Source organism: Blautia sp. DFI.1.216 (genome assembly GCF_020594215.1).
Classification (GTDB): domain Bacteria; phylum Bacillota; class Clostridia; order Lachnospirales; family Lachnospiraceae; genus Blautia_A; species Blautia_A wexlerae.
In genome coordinates this window covers 1-19,186 of record NZ_JAJDML010000037.1, presented here as the reverse complement: position 1 = coordinate 19,186, position 19,186 = coordinate 1, and the positions used below count along the sequence as shown (strand labels likewise).

The following is a 19,186-nucleotide window of genomic DNA, read 5'->3' as shown; positions in this document are numbered from 1 at the left end:
GAATGAAAATGGGGAATTATACCAGAGAAGAAATATTACAGATGGCTGAGGAGGAAGACGTGGAATTTATCCGTCTCCAGTTCACAGATATGTTTGGAACGCTGAAAAACATCGCCATAACTGCCCGGGAACTTCCCCGTGCGCTGGATAACCGATGTATTGTAGATGGTTCCTTTATCGCAGGAATCGCAGGAGAATCTGAACCGGATATGTACTTAAGACCGGATCTTGACACTTTTGCAATTCTCCCATGGAGACCACAGCAGGGAAAAGTTGCCAGACTGTTATGCGATATCTATTGTCCGGACGGAACCCCTCATGAGAGAAGTCCGAGATATATCCTGAAGAAAACCGCCCGGGAGGCAAAGAAGGAGGGATACACCTGTCTGGTAGATCCGGAATGTGAATTTTTCCTTTTTCATACCGATGATAACGGAGTTCCGACTACTGTAACACATGAAAAGGCCGGATATCTGGATGTCAGCCCTGTGGATCTGGGTGAAAACGCAAGACGTGATATTGTATTAAATCTAGAAGACATGGGGATTGAGGTAGAATCTTCTCACCATGAAACTGCTCCTGCACAGCACGAAGTAGATTTCAAATACGGTGAAGTCCGTACGATTGCAGATCGGATCATGTCATTCAAGATGACGGTCCGTACCATTGCCAAACGCCATGGACTTCATGCGACATTTATGCCGAAACCAAGGGCAGAAGTAAACGGCTCCGGAATGCACATTCATTTCTCCTTATTTAAAGATGGAAGAAATGTATTCGTTAATCCGGGAAATCCACAGGAATTAAGCGAAGAAGCTTATTACTTCGTAGGAGGTCTTCTGGCTCACAGCAAAGAGATGGCACTGATCACCAATCCTATCGTAAATTCCTACAAACGTCTGGTTCCGGGCTATGAAGCACCGACAGAACTGACATGGACGAAGAATAACCAGAATTCACTGGTAAGAATTCCGGGATCCAGAGGTATGGAGACAAGGATCGAACTGAGAAGTCCGGATGCAGCAGCAAATCCGTATCTGGTATTTGCAGTATGTCTGGCAGCAGGACTGGATGGAATCAATAAGAAGATTTATCCGACTAAGTCCTCCAGCAGAGAGTTATCCGAAACAGATCAGAAAACAATGAAGATTGAAAATCTTCCGGGAAATTTGAACGAAGCAATTGATTACTTCGAACAGAGTGACTGGATCAAAGAAGTACTTGGAACAGAATTTTGTAAAGAATACGCAGCAGCCAAGAAAAAAGAATGGCTGCGCTATACAAGAGAAATTTCAGCCTGGGAAATCGAGGAATACTTATACAGAATTTAACCGAATCAAACAAGTCCCCTGTAGAAATTGTAAAAGGCAATAAGCAGTGGGTGGGGACTTGTTTGTATCAGGAGGAGCGAAGCTTCTTCTGATAAACTGCGAAGCAGTTATTCGGTTATGAGCAAGTAGCGAAGCGGATTGCGAACATCCGCTTGATCAAAATCAAACAAGTCCCCTGCAGAGGTTGCAAAAAGCAATAAACAGTGGACGGAAACTCAGGCTGTAACAGAAATAGGAGTGGCAGAGTTATGAGCAGCAGCATTGTGATTGCGTTACCGAAAATTGAAGACGCAAAGAAAATCCGCACAATACTTAACAGACATGGGCTCACAGTAGCCTCTGTCTGCAGCTCTGTCTCTAATGCGCTGGCCAATATTTCAGAGCTTGACAGTGGTGTCCTGATATGCGGGTATAAGCTGACAGATGCCTATTATAAAGACGCTCTCGATGACCTGCCACAGTATTTTGAAATGCTGCTTCTGGCTTCTCAGCGTATTATAGATGAAGCACCGAATTCCGTCAGCACTGTACAGATGCCGATGAAAGCAAGCGCACTGATAGATACGGTCAATGACATGCTCTATCATCTGGAACGCCGGATCAAAAAAGAAAAAAAGAAACCAAAGCCCAGATCAGAAAAAGAACAGAATTATATCTCGAATGCCAAACGCCTTCTGATGGAAAAAAACCAGATGACAGAAGAGGAAGCATACAGACATATCCAGAAATGCAGTATGGATTCCGGTACTAATATGGTAGAAACTGCACAGATGCTGCTCATGCTGATGTATGATGAGATTTGATTTATCGTATGTACTGTAGCAATTCCGTAAAATAATAAGAAAAATTTTGTAAAAAATGACGATATTATTTTGACAGAATATGTGGTAATATACAGAATATATTTTTGTTCATATCAAGTTAGAGGCAAAATATATTTTGACCCTAACATCATATTATATATAGAAAGAACACAAACAAACATAAAATAGATAATAACAGGAAGAATGATTACAAAGGCGTAATCAGAGAGTCCAGGGGGATAAGTGTCTCCGGATTTTCTGATTACGCCTTTTTGATATTCCAGGGTTTTAAGCCAAAAAGTCGTTGTGCTTGCACGAAAAGTCTTTTGAACTTGAAACCAGTGAAGATATCACAAAGGTTTTCAGAAATGAAGAAATGGAGGATGAGGAAATGGAATTTATGGATGGAACATGGAAAAAAGAAATCAATACCTGGGAGGAACTCGTAGGTAATAATCTCCTGAACCAGGAAGCCGTAATCGAAGGCGCTGTTCACAGCATCCGTAATATGGGTGATGTGGCATTTATCATTCTTAGAAGAAGGGAAGGTTTATTCCAGACAGTCTATGAAAATGAAATGGCAAATGTTTCCATTCATGAATTGAAGGAAGCAATGACGATCAGGGTGAAAGGAATCCTGCATGAAGAGGAGAGAGCACCCCACGGAAGAGAGCTTCGTATTCGTCATATTGATATTTTATCAACACCGGCAGAGCCACTTCCAATGGCAATCGACAAATGGAAACTGAACACTTCCCTGGAAGCAAAATTAAACTACAGACCGATTTCCCTGAGAAATATTCAGGAGCGTTCCAAATTTAAAATCCAGGAGGCACTGACAAAAGCATTCCGCGATTATCTCTACGGACAGGGATTCACAGAAATCCACACTCCAAAGATCGGAGCCAGAGGAGCAGAGGGTGGGGCAAACCTTTTCAAATTCAGCTACTTCCACAAACCTGCAGTACTTGCGCAGAGCCCACAGTTTTACAAACAGATGATGGTTGGCGTATTTGACAGAGTATTTGAGACAGGCCCCGTATTCCGGGCTGAGAAACATAATACCAAACGTCACTTAAATGAATACACCAGTCTGGACTTCGAGATGGGATATATTGACAGCTTCGAAGAAATTATGGCAATGGAAACAGGATTCCTCCAGTATGCCATGAACCTTCTGAAAACAGAATATGCAAAAGAAGTACAGATCCTGAAGCTTGATATTCCGGACGTGTCCAAAATCCCGGCAGTCCGTTTCGATGTAGCCAAAGAACTGGTATCTCAGAAATACAATCGTAAGATCAGAAACCCATTTGACCTGGAGCCGGAAGAGGAAGCACTGATCGGACAGTATTTCAAAGAAGAATATGGCTCAGATTTCGTATTTGTCACACATTATCCGTCAAAGAAACGTCCATTCTATGCAATGGATGATCCGGAAGACGCAAGATTTACCTTAAGCTTTGACCTGTTATTCAAAGGCCTTGAGATCACAACAGGCGGACAGCGTATCCATGATTACAATATGCTGGTACAGAAAATTGAAGACAGAGGTATGACGCAGGAAGGCATGGAACAGTATCTGGATACCTTCAAACATGGTATGCCGCCTCACGGTGGACTGGGAATCGGTCTGGAACGTCTGACCATGCAGCTTATCGGTGAAGAGAATGTTCGTGAAACCTGTCTCTTCCCGCGAGATATGAACCGTCTGGAACCGTAAATAAGAAGTCGGAAATAAAAGCAATATAGAATGTTACAGGCAGTATATATAAGGAGAAAATCATGGCAAAGATCATAGATGATGAAACAATGGAAAATGTCTGCATCCTGGCCAAGCTTTCACTCTCAGAAGAAGAAAAGGAAAAAGCAAAAGCTGAAATGCAGAAAATGCTTGATTATGTAGAGAAGCTGGATGAACTGGATACATCGGAAGTAGAGCCTATGTCCCATATTTTCCAGGATGAAAACGTATTTCGTGAGGATGTTGTCACAAACGGAGACAACAAAGAAGCAATGCTGGCAAATGCACCGAAAGCAAAAGAAGGACAGTATCAGGTTCCGAAAACCATAGGATAGGAGACAGGACAATGGAGTTGGAAAAATTAACAGCCCTGCAGCTTGGGGAAAAAATAAAACAGCGTCAGGTCAGCGTCCTGGATGGAGTAAAAACTGTTTTTGAACAGATTGAGAAACAGGATTCAGAAGTACACGCTTATCTTGACACATATAAAGAAGAAGCATACAAACGTGCAGAAGAAGTACAAAAAGGCATCGAGGATGGTACTTATACCAGTCCTCTTGCAGGCGTACCGATCGCAATCAAAGATAATATCTGTATTAATGGAAAGAAAACTACCTGTGCATCAAAGATTCTTGAGAATTTTGTGCCTCAGTATAATGCAGAAGTCATTGATCGTCTGGAAAAAGCCGGACTGGTCATTATCGGAAAAACAAACATGGATGAATTTGCCATGGGAAGTACAACAGAGACCTCCGCTTACGGCATCACCAGAAACCCATGGAATCTGGAACATGTACCGGGCGGTTCTTCAGGTGGTTCCTGTGCAGCAGTAGCAGCAGGAGAAACTTATCTGGCACTTGGTTCAGATACAGGCGGATCTATCCGTCAGCCAAGTTCCTACTGTGGTGTAACCGGAATTAAACCAACCTATGGAACAGTATCCCGTTATGGTCTTGTAGCTTATGCATCTTCCCTGGATCAGATCGGACCTGTAGGAAAAGACGTATCTGACTGTGCAGCTCTTCTGGAGATCATTGCAGGACATGATACAAAAGACAGCACATCCATGAAAAGAGAAGACCTTCAGTTCTCCAAAGAACTGACAGGAGATATCAAGGGGATGAAATTCGGAGTTCCTGAAGAATATCTGGCAGAGGGACTTGATCCGGAAGTAAAAGCATCTTTTATGGGTGTTCTTGATACGCTGAAAGAACTGGGAGCAGAAGTAGAATTCTTCTCTATCAAAACCATGGAATACATGATTCCGGCTTATTATATTATCGCCAGTGCAGAAGCAAGTTCCAACCTGGAACGTTTCGATGGAGTGAAGTACGGTTTCCGTGCAGCAGAATATGAAGGTCTTCACGACATGTACAAAAAGACCAGAACAGCAGGTTTCGGTGAGGAAGTAAAACGCCGTATCATGCTTGGTTCCTTCGTGTTAAGCTCCGGTTATTATGATGCATACTATCTGAAGGCACTCCGCACAAAAGCCCTGATCAAGAAAGAATTTGATCAGGCATTTGGCAAATATGATGTGCTCCTTGCACCTGCATCTCCATTTACAGCACCGAAGATCGGTGAAAGCTTAAAAGATCCCCTTGCCATGTATCTTGGAGATATCTACACAGTAGCAGTCAATCTCTGCGGTCTTCCGGGAATTACAGTTCCATGCGGAAAAGACAGCAAAGGTCTCCCAATCGGTATCCAGATGATCGGGGACTGCTTCATGGAAAAGAAAATCCTGCGTGCAGCACACGCCTATGAAACCAGCCGCGGCTCCTTTGCCGTGCCAGGAGAAGGAGGCACCAGATAATGAAACAGTACGAAACAGTCATAGGACTTGAAGTCCATGTAGAACTTGCAACAAAAACAAAAATTTTCTGCGGATGCTCCACTGAATTCGGAGGAGCACCCAATACACATACATGCCCGGTCTGCACAGGTATGCCGGGTTCCCTGCCTGTATTAAATAAGAAAGTAGTAGAGTTTGCCCTGAAAGCAGGTCTTGCAGCAAACTGCCAGATCCATCAGTACTGCAAATTTGACCGTAAGAACTATTTCTATCCGGACAACCCACAGAACTATCAGATCTCTCAGTTATATCTGCCAATCTGTCATGACGGATGGGTAGAGATTGAAACCTCTGCAGGCAAAAAGAAAATCCGCATCCATGAAATGCATATGGAAGAGGATGCAGGTAAACTGATTCATGATGAATGGGAAGACTGCTCCCTGGTAGACTATAACCGAAGCGGTGTCCCGTTGATCGAGATCGTATCCGAGCCGGATATGAGAAGCTCTGAGGAAGTAATCGCCTATCTTGAAAAACTCCGTTGTATGATGCAGTATCTGGGTGTATCAGACTGTAAGCTTCAGGAAGGCTCCATGCGTGCAGACGTTAACCTTTCTGTCCGTGAAGTGGGAGCAGAAGAATTCGGTACCAGAACAGAGATGAAGAACCTGAACTCTTTCAAAGCCATTGCCAGAGCAATCGAAGGCGAAAGAGAACGTCAGATCGAACTGATCGAAGAAGGCAAGGCAGTTACACAGGAGACACGCCGTTGGGATGACAACAAAGAATATTCTTACGCCATGCGTTCCAAGGAGGATGCCAAAGACTACAGGTATTTCCCAGATCCTGACCTGCCTCCAATCCATATCTCTGATGCATGGATTGAAAAGATCAAAGCAGAACAGCCGGAGCTTCGCGAAGTGAAACAGGCCCGTTATCAGGAAGAGTACGGACTTCCGGCATACGATGCGGGAATCCTTACAGAATCCCGCCATCTTGCAGGTCTTTTTGAAGAAACAGCAGCAATCTACGGAAATGCAAAGAAGACAGCAAACTGGTTTATGGGTGAGGTACTCCGCCTGACAAAAGATAAAGCTATGGATGCGGAACAGGTATCTTTCTCACCGAAGCATCTTGCAGATCTTCTGGTAATGGTAGAAAAATCCGAAGTCAGCCCTCAGAATGCCAAAAAAGTCTTTGAGAAAGTCTTTGAGGAAGACATTGATCCTGTAGTCTACATTGAGGAACATGGTCTGAAGATTGTAGAAGACACAGGACTTCTGGAAGAAACCATCAACAGGATCCTGGATGCTAACCCAGGACCACTTTCAGAACTTCTGGGAGGTAAAGATAAAGTCATGGGCTTCTTTGTAGGTCAGATCATGAAAGAGATGAAAGGCAAGGCAAATCCTGCAAGCGTCCGCGAGACACTAATGAAAGAAGTAGAGAAGCGCAAATAAAATAAATCACCCCGGACATTATGCCCGGGGTAAAAAATGTTAATATATTACCAGTGAACAGTAATGTTAATATTAAAAATTATTCTCAGAAAACACTTTGAGACTTTACATTATTAAATAATTAAGTATAATAAAACTCGAATAAAATATATTTGCAGAAAAGACACAAATAGAAATGGAAAGGCAAAGCAGCAGCCTGCTGTAGACAGGTATATAAAAACTGCGAAACATGCCAGGGAGGAAATCAAACATGGTAACAGTAAACCACAACTATCTGAAATTACCGGGAAGCTATCTGTTTTCCACAATTGGAAAAAAAGTAAAAGCATATAAAGAAGCCAACCCACAGGCAAACGTGATCTCACTGGGAATCGGTGATGTAACCCAGCCTCTGGCTCCGGCAATCATTGAGGCACTTCATAAATCTGTAGATGAAATGGGTGATGCAGCTACTTTTCATGGTTATGCACCAGATCTTGGTTATGAATTCTTAAGATCTGCTATTGCAAAGAACGACTACAAAGACAGAGGCTGTGACATTGAAGCAGATGAAATCTTTGTCTCTGACGGTGCAAAGAGCGATTCAGGAAATATTCAGGAAATATTCGGACTGGATAACAAGATTGCAGTGTGTGACCCTGTATACCCAGTATATGTAGATACAAACGTAATGGCAGGCCGTACAGGAGAATACAACAAAGAACGTGGCAACTTTGATAACGTAATCTATATGCCATGTACAGCATCCAACGGCTTCCTTCCGGAATTCCCGGAAGAAGTACCGGATCTTATCTACCTTTGCTTCCCGAATAACCCAACCGGTGGTGCGATCACCAAACCGCAGCTTCAGGAATGGGTAGACTATGCAAATAAAAACGGTTCTGTAATTATCTATGATGCAGCATATGAAGCATACATTTCTGAAGAAGATGTACCGCACAGCATCTATGAGTGCGAAGGAGCAAGAAGCTGCGCCATCGAACTGCGCAGCTTCTCCAAAAATGCAGGTTTCACAGGTGTCCGCCTCGGCTTTACAGTTGTACCAAAGGATCTGGTTCGTGACGGCGTAGATCTCCACAGTCTCTGGGCAAGACGTCATGGCACTAAATTCAACGGTGCTCCATACATCGTACAGCGTGCAGGAGAGGCGGTATACTCTCCTGAAGGAAAAGCACAGCTGAAAGAACAGGTAGGTTACTACATGAGCAATGCCAAAGCCATCTACGAAGGTCTGGCATCAGCAGGCTATTCCGTATCCGGTGGCGTAAACGCTCCATATATCTGGCTGAAAACACCTGATAAGATGACTTCCTGGGAGTTCTTTGACTATCTCCTTGAAAAAGCCAACATCGTAGGAACTCCGGGCTCAGGATTCGGTGCTCATGGTGAGGGATTCTTCCGTCTCACTGCGTTTGGAACACAAGAGAATACACTGGAAGCAATTGAACGAATTAAGAATCTGTAAGCAGCTTCCTGATAGGGACGAGTGGGATTATAATTTCGCAAAATTTAGCCGAATCAAGTAAGTTCCCTGTGGAGCAGTTATTCGGTGTAGAGCTGCGTAGCGAAGCGGATGATTTTATCCACCTGACTATGAAAATGAAAAACGGCAGGACGAAAATCCTTGAAAATCAAGGGTTTCGGACCTGTCGTTTCTATTTTATAAAAATATATATGGAATTTGATTACTATTTAAGTATTAATGTTGTTTTCTGAGATAATCTGTCGAATTTGTTCCTTTGCAACTGCCATAAAAAATACTCCTTTTCGATAAGAATTGTCATATCTGAATTCTTACCAAAAAGGAGTTATTTTTTACCAAAAACACAAACTATTTTACACTACCTACTGGTATTAAAAGATGTAGAAACCTTCTTCGCCAAAATAATCATCCAATTCATCCTCATTTAGGAAATAATCCATATCCAGAAGTTCATCCTCGCTCATACGGCGAATGTCCATGGACGTCATGCCTTCAGGTGGATTATCCATATATTTTCTGCGCAGTTCCTCAATATCTGGTTTCATGTTATTGATCTCTTGGAACAATACGGAACCAGTATTCCGATATTTGAGAGCGTGATTCCGGTATCTGTGAAGGCTGCAGAAGCTAGTGCCGAAGGAATCAGTATCTATGGTTACTGTATTATTGCAAAGTATCCAACATTTCAAAAGAGAATGACGGAGATATTTCGCCTTATTTATTCTTGTAGTAACCAATCGGTTATATCGTGAATTTGGATTCCTTCATAGCTATATTGGGGATGTTTGGTTCTGGCAATAATCATTTTCGGATAAGCATCTCGAATCTGAAGCAGAGGAGAGCGTTCTCTCTCAAATGTTTCCTGCCCGGAAATGTTGTCGCTGACCTGAATATAAAACTTCTCGCTACCTCTCTGAGCAACAAAGTCGATTTCCTTTTGATAAAGCTTGCCGACATAAACATCATATCCACGGCGAAGAAGCTCGATGCATACGATGTTTTCATATACTCTGCCATAATCCATATTTCTGCTCCCCAGTATTGCATATCGAATACCGCTGTCACACAAATAGAACTTTTCAGAGCTTTCAAGGTATTTCTTACCTCGGATGTCGTATCTCTTAATATCATAAAATACAAAAGCATTGCACAAATACTTAATGTATTTGCCGACGGTTACATGATTGGTTGGAGTTTCATTTGCTGTCAGTAGCTGACTGATCTTATTAGGAGAAGTCAGGTTGCTGATATTATCCATAAGGAACTCGCTCAGACGTTGTAAAACCAAAGTGTCAGGGAGATTATATTTCTGTACCAAATCCCTTGTAACAATAGTTTCGTAGACCTCTTTGATATAGTTTGTTCTGTCTTTTTCGGTTCTATAAGCATAGGAACCTGCTAAACCGCCCTTGATAGCGTACTCATCAAAGAGCTTATCTTTGTCACTGATATCATCATAATATTGGCAATATTCCTGGAAGCTGAAAGGAAACACATGAATTTCAATATAGCGTCCGGTAAACAGAGTTGCCAGATCCGCACTCAACAGGAAAGCATTAGAGCCTGTTACATAGATGTCGTATTTTCCCTTAGAGTACAGGCTGTTGATTGCCAGCTCAAACTTGGGACACATCTGAACCTCGTCTACAAACAGGTAGTTCGTTTTGCCTTCCTGATAATGTTCTTCCACATAGGAGTGTAAGGCATGGTATTCCTTGATTTCTTCATATGCTAAATCCATGAAGTCAATGAAGATAATATTGATGTTTTCAAAGTTGTTTTTCAGATACGCAATATATGCCTGCATCAGTTTAGACTTACCAGATCGACGAATACCCGTGATGATCTTGATGTCAGGAGTGCCATTCAGTTCAATGATTCTATCGAGATATTTTGCTCTCGTGATTGTTTTCATTTAGTCACCCACTTTCAAAAATTGAAGTTTTTTCATTTTTCGAAACCGCTTTGTTGTACTTAGTATACTGTCTGCTAATAGTATATGCAAGATGTCGCTTTCAAAAACACAAATTTTTTTATTTTTTGAAAGTGAAAACTATGTATAGGCAACCCGATTCTTTACTTAATTTCAGAAAAAAAGTAAAAAAATTTGCTTTTGACCACTGTAAAACATGCTCTGAGCATTATGAAGAACTTGCACAGGAACAGAATATTGCTCTGGCTAATTTCCGGCGGAAGAAATTATCACAAACCGGAATACGGGGAAGCAATGGAAATATAAAGTATCTTACTTTTGATGAAGCTTCCTATCTGGCAAAGGTCAGCAGAAGCATGATCAACAAATGGGCGGATAAAGGAAAGTTTACGGTAATAAAAGTTGGCAGTCGGGTTAGGATTCGTCGGGATGAATTTGAGGACTGGATGGAACAAAGAGATTTGGAAAGGAGCATGCAATAATATGGCATCCTTTTCATGTTCCTTAATTATTAGCTGGAGCAAACAACCAGCTAACTTTCAGAGCTTTACAGAGCTTGACAGAGGGGGTATTCAGAATAACTCAAATTGAAATTTATAAAAACGGCAGTTATATCGGATGCCTAAGCAAAGAATTCTCATTCCTGATACCACATTATAATATTGATTATAATGGATGGCATATTGATGGAACAATTATGGAATGGGATTATAGCATTCTTGATCGAAGCGGTTATTCAATTGCACGGGTTAGTAAAGAATTGTTTCATATGACTGATACATATGTTATTGATGTGCAGGATCCAGGAAATGCGTTGGGTGCTCTGATGTTTGTACTTGCGATTGATGCAGAAAAATGTTCCAGGAATTAAATAGTTGATTTTGGTGCCCGTGTGATAGGGGAGAATATAAATGAGGTGATCAGATGGAAGCAGCACAGAGAATTCGATTGATCCGAATATTAGAAAAGACAGAGAAAAATCCGGAATTCAGTAATAAGATTGGAATAAAGAATACATCTGAATAATTAGATGATGTTACTGGTGAAAAGAATACACAATGTTGTGGCAGCAGAAATAGAAAGCGGATTTTTGGGGAGGGTTTTATATGGAGTTTAAAAATAAAGTAGTGATTGTGACGGGAGGCGCGCAGGGCATTGGAAAGACTATTGCAGAGGAATTTCAGAAGCAAGGAGCCCTTATCTGCAGCATTGATAAACAGCTTGGAGTTTACTTTACCGGTGATCTTGCACAGCAGGATACATTGGAGAAATTTGCTCAAAAGGTGATTACTGAATATGGTCATGTGGATTATCTTATCAACAACGCATTACCGTTGATGAAAGGAATTGACAACTGCTCTTATGAAGAATTCAATTATGCATTAAAAGTAGGTGTTACGGCACCGTTTTATCTGGCCAAACTATTTCAGCCATATTTTTCTGAAGGAGCTGCCATTGTCAATATTTCATCTTCCCGTGACCGCATGAGTCAACCGCAAATAGAAAGTTACACCGCAGCAAAAGGCGGAATTTCAGCATTAACTCATGCGTTGGCAGTCAGCCTTGCAGGAAGAGTACGAGTCAATTCAATCTCTCCGGGATGGATAGATACTGACTTTACCGAATATACAGGAGCAGATGCAGTGCAGCAGCCAGTTCATCGTGTGGGAAATCCCATGGATATTGCCAATATGGTACTGTTTCTTTGTTCTGAAAAAGCAGGCTTTATTACAGGTGAAAATATCTGTATTGACGGTGGTATGACAAAACAAATGATTTATCATGGCGATTGTGGTTGGAGATTTGACATTTAAGTCACGTATTAGAAACACAAAATGTACAAAAGGAGAAGAACTATGAAATTTAAGATGATTCACGAAAATTACAATGTATCAGACCTGGACCGATCTATTAAATTTTACAACGAGGCCCTTGATCTGCACGAGGTGAGAAGAAAGACTACCGATGATTTTATTATTGTGTATCTGAGCAACGATGTAAGTGATTTTGAGTTGGAACTTACCTGGCTTAAAGATCATCCACAGCCATATAATCTGGGTGAATGCGAATTTCACCTGGCATTTAAGGCGGAGGATTATGAGGCAGCGCACAAGAAGCACGAAGAGATGGGGTGTATTTGCTTCGAAAATGAAGCGATGGGAATCTATTTCATTGTAGATCCAGATGGATACTGGCTTGAGATTCTGCCGTAAAGCTGGTTGAGAAATCGTAGAAATCATGTTGATCAGATGTTCAGAGGACTTTAAGGGGGATGTGTTATCATGAGAACTATAGGTAATATCCTTTGGTTTATATTTGGAGGATTGCTGGGTGGACTGGCATGGGTTTTTGCAGGATGCATATGGTGTATTACAATTATTGGAATTCCGGTAGGCCTGCAATGCTTTAAATTTGCAACGTTGGCATTCTGGCCGTTTGGAAAAGAAATCGTGTATGGAAATGGTATGTTTTCATTCTTGGTAAATCTCATATGGATTGTATTTTTTGGTTGGGAAATGGCGCTTGGAAATCTGATAGTTGGTTGTATATGGTGTATTACGATAGTTGGAATTCCGTTTGGAAAGCAGTTTTTCAAGATGGCAAGACTTTCTTTCATGCCATTTGGTGCCAGTGTGATAGGGTAGAATACAAAAATTTAAGGAGTCATTTGAGAGAATGATTCAAATGCTATTGGGAATCATAAGTAAAGTTATTAATACATAATAAGAAAAAACAATAGTATTTGTAAGGCGTCAGTGGAGTATTCTACTGGCGTTTTTATTTAACATATTGGATTTACGAAGAATGCCTATCAAAGCGAAAAATTGTTAGAACAAGCTGAAATTCCAGAATCTTATTTATGACAAGTGTATTACAAGCACTTGCTGCAAAGCAGATTGAAGTAGAAACAAGAAAACAGCAGAGCCACGAACAGAAGAGTGGAAGAAAGCATTATGAATTTTCCTTATAATTATATGTATTTCGAAGAATTGCTTCCGGAAAATTTTCCCACCGAATTATGAGTCTGTGTAGTATAATTAATAATAACAGTATATTCTGACTTACATTGTTGTAAATAGGAATGATACATAACAAGGAGATGGGTTTAATGTTAAAAAATGGGATATACGAACAGATTGTTAATACGAGAATAAATAAAGAACTGCAGCAGCTTGATCGTGAAAAATATGATATAGAATTAGAAAAACTTGATGGAGAGGATGCAAGACGTATTCTTACCATATACATATCATATGTCATAAATCAGGCTTTGCAATACTTAAGAGACAGTTTCCCGTCATCTAAAGAAAATGAATCGTTACTGGCACAAATTCGCTTATGTAATGAAATCGTTCAGGAAATAGCAGAGCATACGAATGAACCTGAATTTGAGGATAATATCATTCTTGAAAAAGGAGAAGTATTAACCTCATTATATGAAAAAATGAATTCAGCAAGAAGCATTAATACAATCAAAGCTGTGCATCCGGAAACGTCAATTGTAGAGAATGCCTTGTTTACAGGATCTAAAAATGAGCCAAGTATGCTTTCGGAATTGAAGAAAGAAATCTTGTCCTCTGATTCTATTGATCTTTTGGTTTCATTTATTAAGTGGAGTGCAATACGTCCACTTCTTGTGGAATTGACTGCATTCACGAAACGAGAGGGTGTTCGTTTACGTGTGATTGCAACGACTTATACACAGGCTACAGATTATAAAGCGATTGTTGCTCTTGCAGAGCTTCCAAATACGGAAGTGAAGATTAATTATGAAACGAATCATGCACGTATGCATGCAAAATCTTATTTGTTTAAAAGAGACACTGGATTTTCAACTGCATATATTGGCTCATCAAATCTTTCAAATCCAGCTTTGACTGGGGGATTGGAGTGGAATGTGAAGGTGACTGAGAAAGAGTCATTTGATATTGTGAAAAAGTTTTCGGTTTCCTTTGAGAGCTACTGGAATGATGCCTCTTTTGAAACCTTTGACCCTGAAAACCCAGACTGTCATGAAAAGCTGAAAAAAGAATTAACGAGGGCTGCATTTGATAGAAAGTCAAAACGTAGTCTTCAGGTTTCGATTCGACCATATGCATATCAGCAGGAAATTTTGGATAATCTTGCTGCAGAACGAGAAGTATACGGACATTATCGTAATCTGGTTTCTGCAGCGACAGGTGTTGGAAAAACAATTATTGCGGCATTTGATTATAAAGCTTTTAAGGAGAAGAACCCAAGAGCACGCTTGTTATTTGTGGCTCACAGAAAGGAGATTCTCGAACAGAGCATTCAGAAATTCCAGGAAGTTTTGAATGACTTTAATTTTGGTGAGTTGTACGTAGATGGTTATAAACCAACGGATATTGAGCATCTGTTTATCAGTATCCAGTCATTCAATTCTGCAAAGCTTTCTCAGTGGACAAGCAAGGATTATTATGACTTTATCATAGTGGATGAATTCCACCATGCAGCAGCTGATTCTTATCAGGAATTACTGGCATACTATGAGCCGAAGATTCTATTAGGATTGACTGCTACTCCTGACCGAATGGATGGTAAGGATATCCTGAAGTATTTTGATGGACGTATTGCATCAAAATTACTGTTGGGTGAAGCGATTGATCGAAATCTGTTAAGTCCTTTTCAGTATTTGGGTGTAACAGATGACACAGATTATAGGAATTTCAAATGGACGCGTGGTAAATATGATGTGTCAGAGCTGGAAAAAGTATATACGGCAGATACAAGACGTTGCGCTTTGATTTTAAACAGTGTAAAAAAATATGTGACAGATATTTCGTCTGTGAAAGGTCTTGGATTTTGTGTCAGTGTTGCTCACGCAAATTACATGGCGAAATATTTTAATGATAAAGGAATCCCGTCCATTGCATTATCTTCGAAAAGTGCAGACGATATTCGAAATGATGCAAAAACAGATTTGTTAAGTGGAAAGATAAACTTTATTTTCGTTGTGGATTTATATAATGAGGGTGTGGATATCCCGGCTATAGACACCGTCTTATTCTTGAGGCCAACAGAAAGTGCGACTGTATTTTTACAGCAACTAGGACGAGGGTTACGTTTAAGTCCAGGGAAAGATTGCCTTACGGTTCTTGATTTTATTGGACAGGCAAACAAAAAGTATAATTTTGCAATGAAATTTGAGGCAATTGTAGGGAAAGGCCGAAAATCCATTCGTAAACAGGTGGAGGATGGATTCAGCAATCTGCCAAGAGGTTGCTATATCGAACTTGAAAAGTATGCAAAAGAATATATTCTGGAGAACCTGAAGCAGACAGATAATAACAAAAGAGCACTGATTGAAATGGTGAGAACCTTTGAAGAAGATACTGGATTACCGCTTAATCTGGAAAACTTTTTGCTGGAATATAATATGTCTCTGTATGATTTCTATCAGAATACAGGTGCCAGATCTTTGTTCCGCTTAAAAAAGTGGGCAGGCATTATTGAAGATGACAGAGATGTAGATGATAAAATTTACAGTATGATGACCGGATTTTTCCATGTGAACTCAGCCAGACTACTGGATTATTGGATCAGATATATTGACGGTAATAAAGTTGCAAATAACGAAGAAGAACGCATCATGCGAAATATGCTTTATTATACATTTTATAAAAAGAATCCGGCTAAATGCGGTTTCCAAAGTATCGATGAAGGAATTGAGTCAGTCCTAAAGGAAACTTTTGTAAGAGATGAAGTTCTGCAGATTTTGAAATACAATCGTAAGCATATCAGTTTTGTTGCTGGGAGAAATGAATACTCTTATCTTTGTCCTCTGGATTTACACTGCCGTTATAACACAAATCAGATTATGGCTGCATTTGGATTATTTACAGAGACAGAATCACCGGAATTCAGAGAAGGTGTAAAACGTTTTGAAGATAAAAAAACAGATATCTTTTTTATTAATCTGAACAAATCAGAGAAAGATTTCTCTCCATCTACTATGTATGAGGATTATGCAATTAACGATAAGCTCTTTCATTGGCAAAGCCAAAGTCAGGATAGGCAAGCGAGTGCAAAAATACAGAGATATATTAATCACAAGAATACAGGTGATATCATATCATTATTTGTTCGTGAATTTAAAAGGCTTGGTTCATATACAGCACCATATACTTTTTTAGGAAATGCAGATTATGTGAAGCATGAAGGAGAGAGACCTGTCAGTTTCGTATGGAAGCTGCATAATTCGATTCCTGCGGATATGCTTCCAAAGGCAAACAAGAGCATTGCTTTGTAATTCTATGTGATTAGAAATAAAAAGATGTGCGTACTCTCTTGACAAATTCGGGAACAGGAAAGATATATGCATCCGCACTTGCTATGCGTGAGCTTGGTTTCAAAAGAGTGTTGTTTCTGGTTCATCGTGTGACACTTGCGAAGCAGGCTAAAAAATCTTTTGAAAAAGTTTTTGATAAGAAAGTGACAATGGGATTGGTGGGAGCCAGAAATGCCCGGAAAGAAGATAATCGCGGACGTATGCAGCCGATCACGAAAGTAACGATGAAAATGCATCATCCAGTGAGAGAAGATTTATTACGGTATTTACAGTCAAATATTACAGCATAAATGATTTGAGGTACGAAACAAATGAAGACAATAAAAGTAGTTGCAGCAGTTATCTGCGACAATATGAAAGAAAAGAATAAAATTTTTGCAACGGCTCGTGGTTACGGTGAGCTGAAAGGCGGTTGGGAGTTTCCTGGAGGAAAAATCGAAGCAGGAGAAACTCCTCAGGAAGCATTAAAGCGAGAAATCATGGAAGAACTGGATACAGAAATTAAGGTAGGGGATTTGATTGACACTATAGAGTATGGTTATCCCACCTTTCACCTTTCCATGGATTGCTTCTGGGCAGAGGTCACAGCGGGTCACCTGGAACTAAAAGAAGCGGAAGCTGCAAAATGGCTTACGAAGGATCAACTGAACAGCGTTGCCTGGTTACCGGCAGATATCACTTTGATAGAGAAAATTCGAAGGAACATGGAGAACTGATTTCTAATATTATTTTCAGAGGAATTGCTATGATATACACAGTAAAACGAATTGATGAAGACCTGGACTTCGGTTGTGAAGAGCGACCGAAAGGCATGCCAGTCATGGCAATAGTGACGCTTACGAATTCTTCAGGCGAAGAAATAAGGATAAAAGCAGAGGATGCTATGCTCTATGAATGTAACATCAATGAAGGGGACAAGGTTTGCTTTGATGTGAATAATAAGTTGGAAAAAGTGGCACTTCCGAATTGATGGGAGTGCCGTTAAATGTTATTGATTATCGTTGTTTTTGGAAAGCTGTTTCTGCAATGCAGAAAGCTGAATATCAGGTTAATTCCACAATCATTGAATAGAGGAAAAGCTGTTCCAGGCGGTGTATGTGGATTCTGGGGAGCTTGTGGCGTTGGTATTAGTGCAGGAGTGTTTATATCAATAATCTCAGGAGCAACCCCACTTAAAAATGAATCTTGGGGGCTTGCTAATAAAATGACTTTCAAGGCACTTGACGCAATCGGGAGCATTGGTGGACCAAGATGTTGTAAAAGAGATTCTTATATGGCCATAATCTCAGCGATTGACTATGTGGCAGAGAATTTCAATATACAAATGGAAAAGCCTGTTATAAAGTGTATTCATTCTGGTAAGAACAATCAATGTATTAAGGAGAGGTGCCCATTTCATGAATAAGAAAAAAGTCGCATTTATCTGTGTTCATAATTCATGCCGTAGTCAGATAGCAGAGGCATTGGGAAAACATCTGGCATCAGATATATTTGAAAGCTATTCGGCCGGAACAGAGACAAAGTCTCAGATTAATCAGGATGCCGTTCGTATCATGAAAGAGATTTATGGAATAGACATGGAAGCAAATGGTCAGTATAGTAAGCTGATTGCTGATATCCCAGATGTTGATATTGCAATATCAATGGGCTGTAATGTGGGATGTCCTTTTATTGGAAGAGCATTTGATGATAACTGGGGACTTGATGATCCAACGGGGAAATCAGATGATGATTTCAAGACTGTGATACAGCGGATTGAGGAGAATATCATTGAGCTAAAGAAAAGGTTGAGCGAGAACAAATAGAATACCTGCAGAACAAAATGGCAGCTTATCAGCTTTATGACACAGGACTTACTGTGACAAAGGAAGATGAGCTGCTTTCTTTATTTATCTGCAAGTATTCCAGTAGGATTTCTGTTCTGGGACGAATGTCCGGAAGGTGGGTAACTACTTCCTGTCCTTGCTATTCTCTATCTTTAGCTGTTGAATACAAAAATGATTTAGGAAGTTTAGCCTTTTGGTTGTCGGGATTTTTGCACAGCCATTTGGTGTAAACTGATAATATTAGAAAAAGAAATCAAGGGGGAACTGGCAGATGAAAGGTTATAACACAAGCAACGGATACATGGGATACGTAGAAGGCAAATACATTTTATTTGCCAGTGAACAGGAATATTTCGAGTTTATGCACTACAGGGGTTATATCTATGTTATACTTGAGTTGGTATTAAAGGATTTAGGATAATAAGCGGGAATCCTCGGCAATTCAATTACCGAGCCTGCAAATAAAAAGTCAATAGCAAATTGATGATTTCAGGCAAAAAT

21 protein-coding genes are annotated in these 19,186 nt (G+C 40.3%); 19 read left to right on the top strand and 2 right to left on the bottom strand.

The features are described 5' to 3' along the window. Positions 1-8 precede the first annotated feature (8 nt). The 7 genes from LJE11_RS13505 to LJE11_RS13475 all read left to right on the top strand — a co-directional run bounded on the left by LJE11_RS13505 (position 9) and on the right by LJE11_RS13475 (position 8,598). Positions 9-1,331 (top strand): glutamine synthetase family protein, encoded by a 1,323-nt coding sequence (locus LJE11_RS13505; RefSeq protein WP_008704905.1) that lies wholly within the window; start codon positions 9-11, stop codon positions 1,329-1,331. A 248-nt stretch (positions 1,332-1,579) separates the two neighbouring features. After that, entirely contained in the window at positions 1,580-2,134 is a 555-nt protein-coding gene (locus LJE11_RS13500) for an ANTAR domain-containing response regulator (protein WP_008704904.1), read from the top strand. Between the two features lie 391 nt (positions 2,135-2,525). Further along, positions 2,526-3,857, top strand: a complete 1,332-nt coding sequence (aspS, locus tag LJE11_RS13495; RefSeq protein WP_020993706.1) for an aspartate--tRNA(Asn) ligase — start codon at positions 2,526-2,528, stop codon at positions 3,855-3,857. Positions 3,858-3,919: 62 nt separating this feature from the next. Continuing rightward, positions 3,920-4,213, top strand: coding sequence for an Asp-tRNA(Asn)/Glu-tRNA(Gln) amidotransferase subunit GatC (gene gatC / locus LJE11_RS13490; RefSeq protein WP_008704901.1), 294 nt, complete (start codon positions 3,920-3,922; stop codon positions 4,211-4,213). Between the two features lie 11 nt (positions 4,214-4,224). Continuing rightward, positions 4,225-5,694 carry an Asp-tRNA(Asn)/Glu-tRNA(Gln) amidotransferase subunit GatA gene (gene gatA / locus LJE11_RS13485; RefSeq protein ID WP_008704899.1) on the top strand — a complete coding sequence of 490 codons (1,470 nt, stop codon included), beginning with the start codon at positions 4,225-4,227 and terminating at the stop codon, positions 5,692-5,694. Then, entirely contained in the window at positions 5,691-7,133 is a 1,443-nt protein-coding gene (gatB, locus tag LJE11_RS13480; RefSeq protein WP_044952014.1) for an Asp-tRNA(Asn)/Glu-tRNA(Gln) amidotransferase subunit GatB, read from the top strand. Before gatA ends, gatB begins: the two co-directional genes overlap by 4 nt. A gap of 250 nt (positions 7,134-7,383) precedes the next feature. Continuing rightward, positions 7,384-8,598, top strand: coding sequence for an LL-diaminopimelate aminotransferase (locus LJE11_RS13475; RefSeq protein WP_008704897.1), 1,215 nt, complete (start codon positions 7,384-7,386; stop codon positions 8,596-8,598). 389 nt (positions 8,599-8,987) lie between these two features. Here LJE11_RS13475 and LJE11_RS13470 read toward each other — a convergent pair whose 3' ends face one another. Together LJE11_RS13470 and LJE11_RS13460 are read right to left on the bottom strand one after the other, a co-directional pair. Continuing rightward, positions 8,988-9,161 (bottom strand): hypothetical protein, encoded by a 174-nt coding sequence (locus tag LJE11_RS13470; protein WP_008704896.1) that lies wholly within the window; start codon positions 9,159-9,161, stop codon positions 8,988-8,990. 173 nt (positions 9,162-9,334) lie between these two features. Continuing rightward, the gene (locus LJE11_RS13460; RefSeq protein WP_008704894.1) at positions 9,335-10,531 is read right to left on the bottom strand and encodes an ATP-binding protein; all 1,197 of its coding nucleotides are present in this window, start codon (positions 10,529-10,531) and stop codon (positions 9,335-9,337) included. Positions 10,532-10,671: 140 nt separating this feature from the next. Between LJE11_RS13460 and LJE11_RS13455 the strand changes: the two genes are divergently transcribed. The 12 genes from LJE11_RS13455 (at position 10,672) to LJE11_RS13400 (ending at position 19,106) form a co-directional block, all read left to right on the top strand. Next, the gene (locus tag LJE11_RS13455) at positions 10,672-11,031 is read left to right on the top strand and encodes a helix-turn-helix domain-containing protein (protein ID WP_025581321.1); all 360 of its coding nucleotides are present in this window, start codon (positions 10,672-10,674) and stop codon (positions 11,029-11,031) included. A gap of 74 nt (positions 11,032-11,105) precedes the next feature. Beyond that, positions 11,106-11,420 carry an LURP-one-related/scramblase family protein gene (locus tag LJE11_RS13450; RefSeq protein WP_227296098.1) on the top strand — a complete coding sequence of 105 codons (315 nt, stop codon included), beginning with the start codon at positions 11,106-11,108 and terminating at the stop codon, positions 11,418-11,420. Between the two features lie 235 nt (positions 11,421-11,655). Then, positions 11,656-12,363, top strand: coding sequence for an SDR family oxidoreductase (locus LJE11_RS13445; RefSeq protein WP_008704892.1), 708 nt, complete (start codon positions 11,656-11,658; stop codon positions 12,361-12,363). A gap of 42 nt (positions 12,364-12,405) precedes the next feature. Continuing rightward, positions 12,406-12,762 carry a VOC family protein gene (locus LJE11_RS13440; protein WP_020993711.1) on the top strand — a complete coding sequence of 119 codons (357 nt, stop codon included), beginning with the start codon at positions 12,406-12,408 and terminating at the stop codon, positions 12,760-12,762. 69 nt (positions 12,763-12,831) lie between these two features. After that, positions 12,832-13,194 carry a YccF domain-containing protein gene (locus tag LJE11_RS13435; protein WP_008704887.1) on the top strand — a complete coding sequence of 121 codons (363 nt, stop codon included), beginning with the start codon at positions 12,832-12,834 and terminating at the stop codon, positions 13,192-13,194. A 464-nt stretch (positions 13,195-13,658) separates the two neighbouring features. Next, positions 13,659-16,820, top strand: a complete 3,162-nt coding sequence (locus LJE11_RS13430; RefSeq protein ID WP_008704886.1) for a DEAD/DEAH box helicase — start codon at positions 13,659-13,661, stop codon at positions 16,818-16,820. A 26-nt stretch (positions 16,821-16,846) separates the two neighbouring features. Then, positions 16,847-17,149 carry a DEAD/DEAH box helicase family protein gene (locus LJE11_RS20450; protein WP_008704883.1) on the top strand — a complete coding sequence of 101 codons (303 nt, stop codon included), beginning with the start codon at positions 16,847-16,849 and terminating at the stop codon, positions 17,147-17,149. A gap of 21 nt (positions 17,150-17,170) precedes the next feature. Then, complete coding sequence (locus LJE11_RS13420) at positions 17,171-17,575, top strand: (deoxy)nucleoside triphosphate pyrophosphohydrolase (RefSeq protein ID WP_008704882.1); 405 nt, start codon at positions 17,171-17,173, stop codon at positions 17,573-17,575. 29 nt (positions 17,576-17,604) lie between these two features. After that, the gene (locus tag LJE11_RS13415) at positions 17,605-17,829 is read left to right on the top strand and encodes a hypothetical protein (RefSeq protein WP_020993713.1); all 225 of its coding nucleotides are present in this window, start codon (positions 17,605-17,607) and stop codon (positions 17,827-17,829) included. 15 nt (positions 17,830-17,844) lie between these two features. Then, the gene (locus tag LJE11_RS13410) at positions 17,845-18,264 is read left to right on the top strand and encodes a DUF5714 domain-containing protein (protein ID WP_008704879.1); all 420 of its coding nucleotides are present in this window, start codon (positions 17,845-17,847) and stop codon (positions 18,262-18,264) included. Beyond that, positions 18,257-18,664, top strand: coding sequence for an arsenate reductase ArsC (locus LJE11_RS13405; RefSeq protein WP_008704877.1), 408 nt, complete (start codon positions 18,257-18,259; stop codon positions 18,662-18,664). Before LJE11_RS13410 ends, LJE11_RS13405 begins: the two co-directional genes overlap by 8 nt. Positions 18,665-18,956: 292 nt before the next feature. Beyond that, positions 18,957-19,106, top strand: a complete 150-nt coding sequence (locus LJE11_RS13400; RefSeq protein WP_020993714.1) for a hypothetical protein — start codon at positions 18,957-18,959, stop codon at positions 19,104-19,106. The last annotated feature ends 80 nt before the right edge of the window (positions 19,107-19,186 follow it).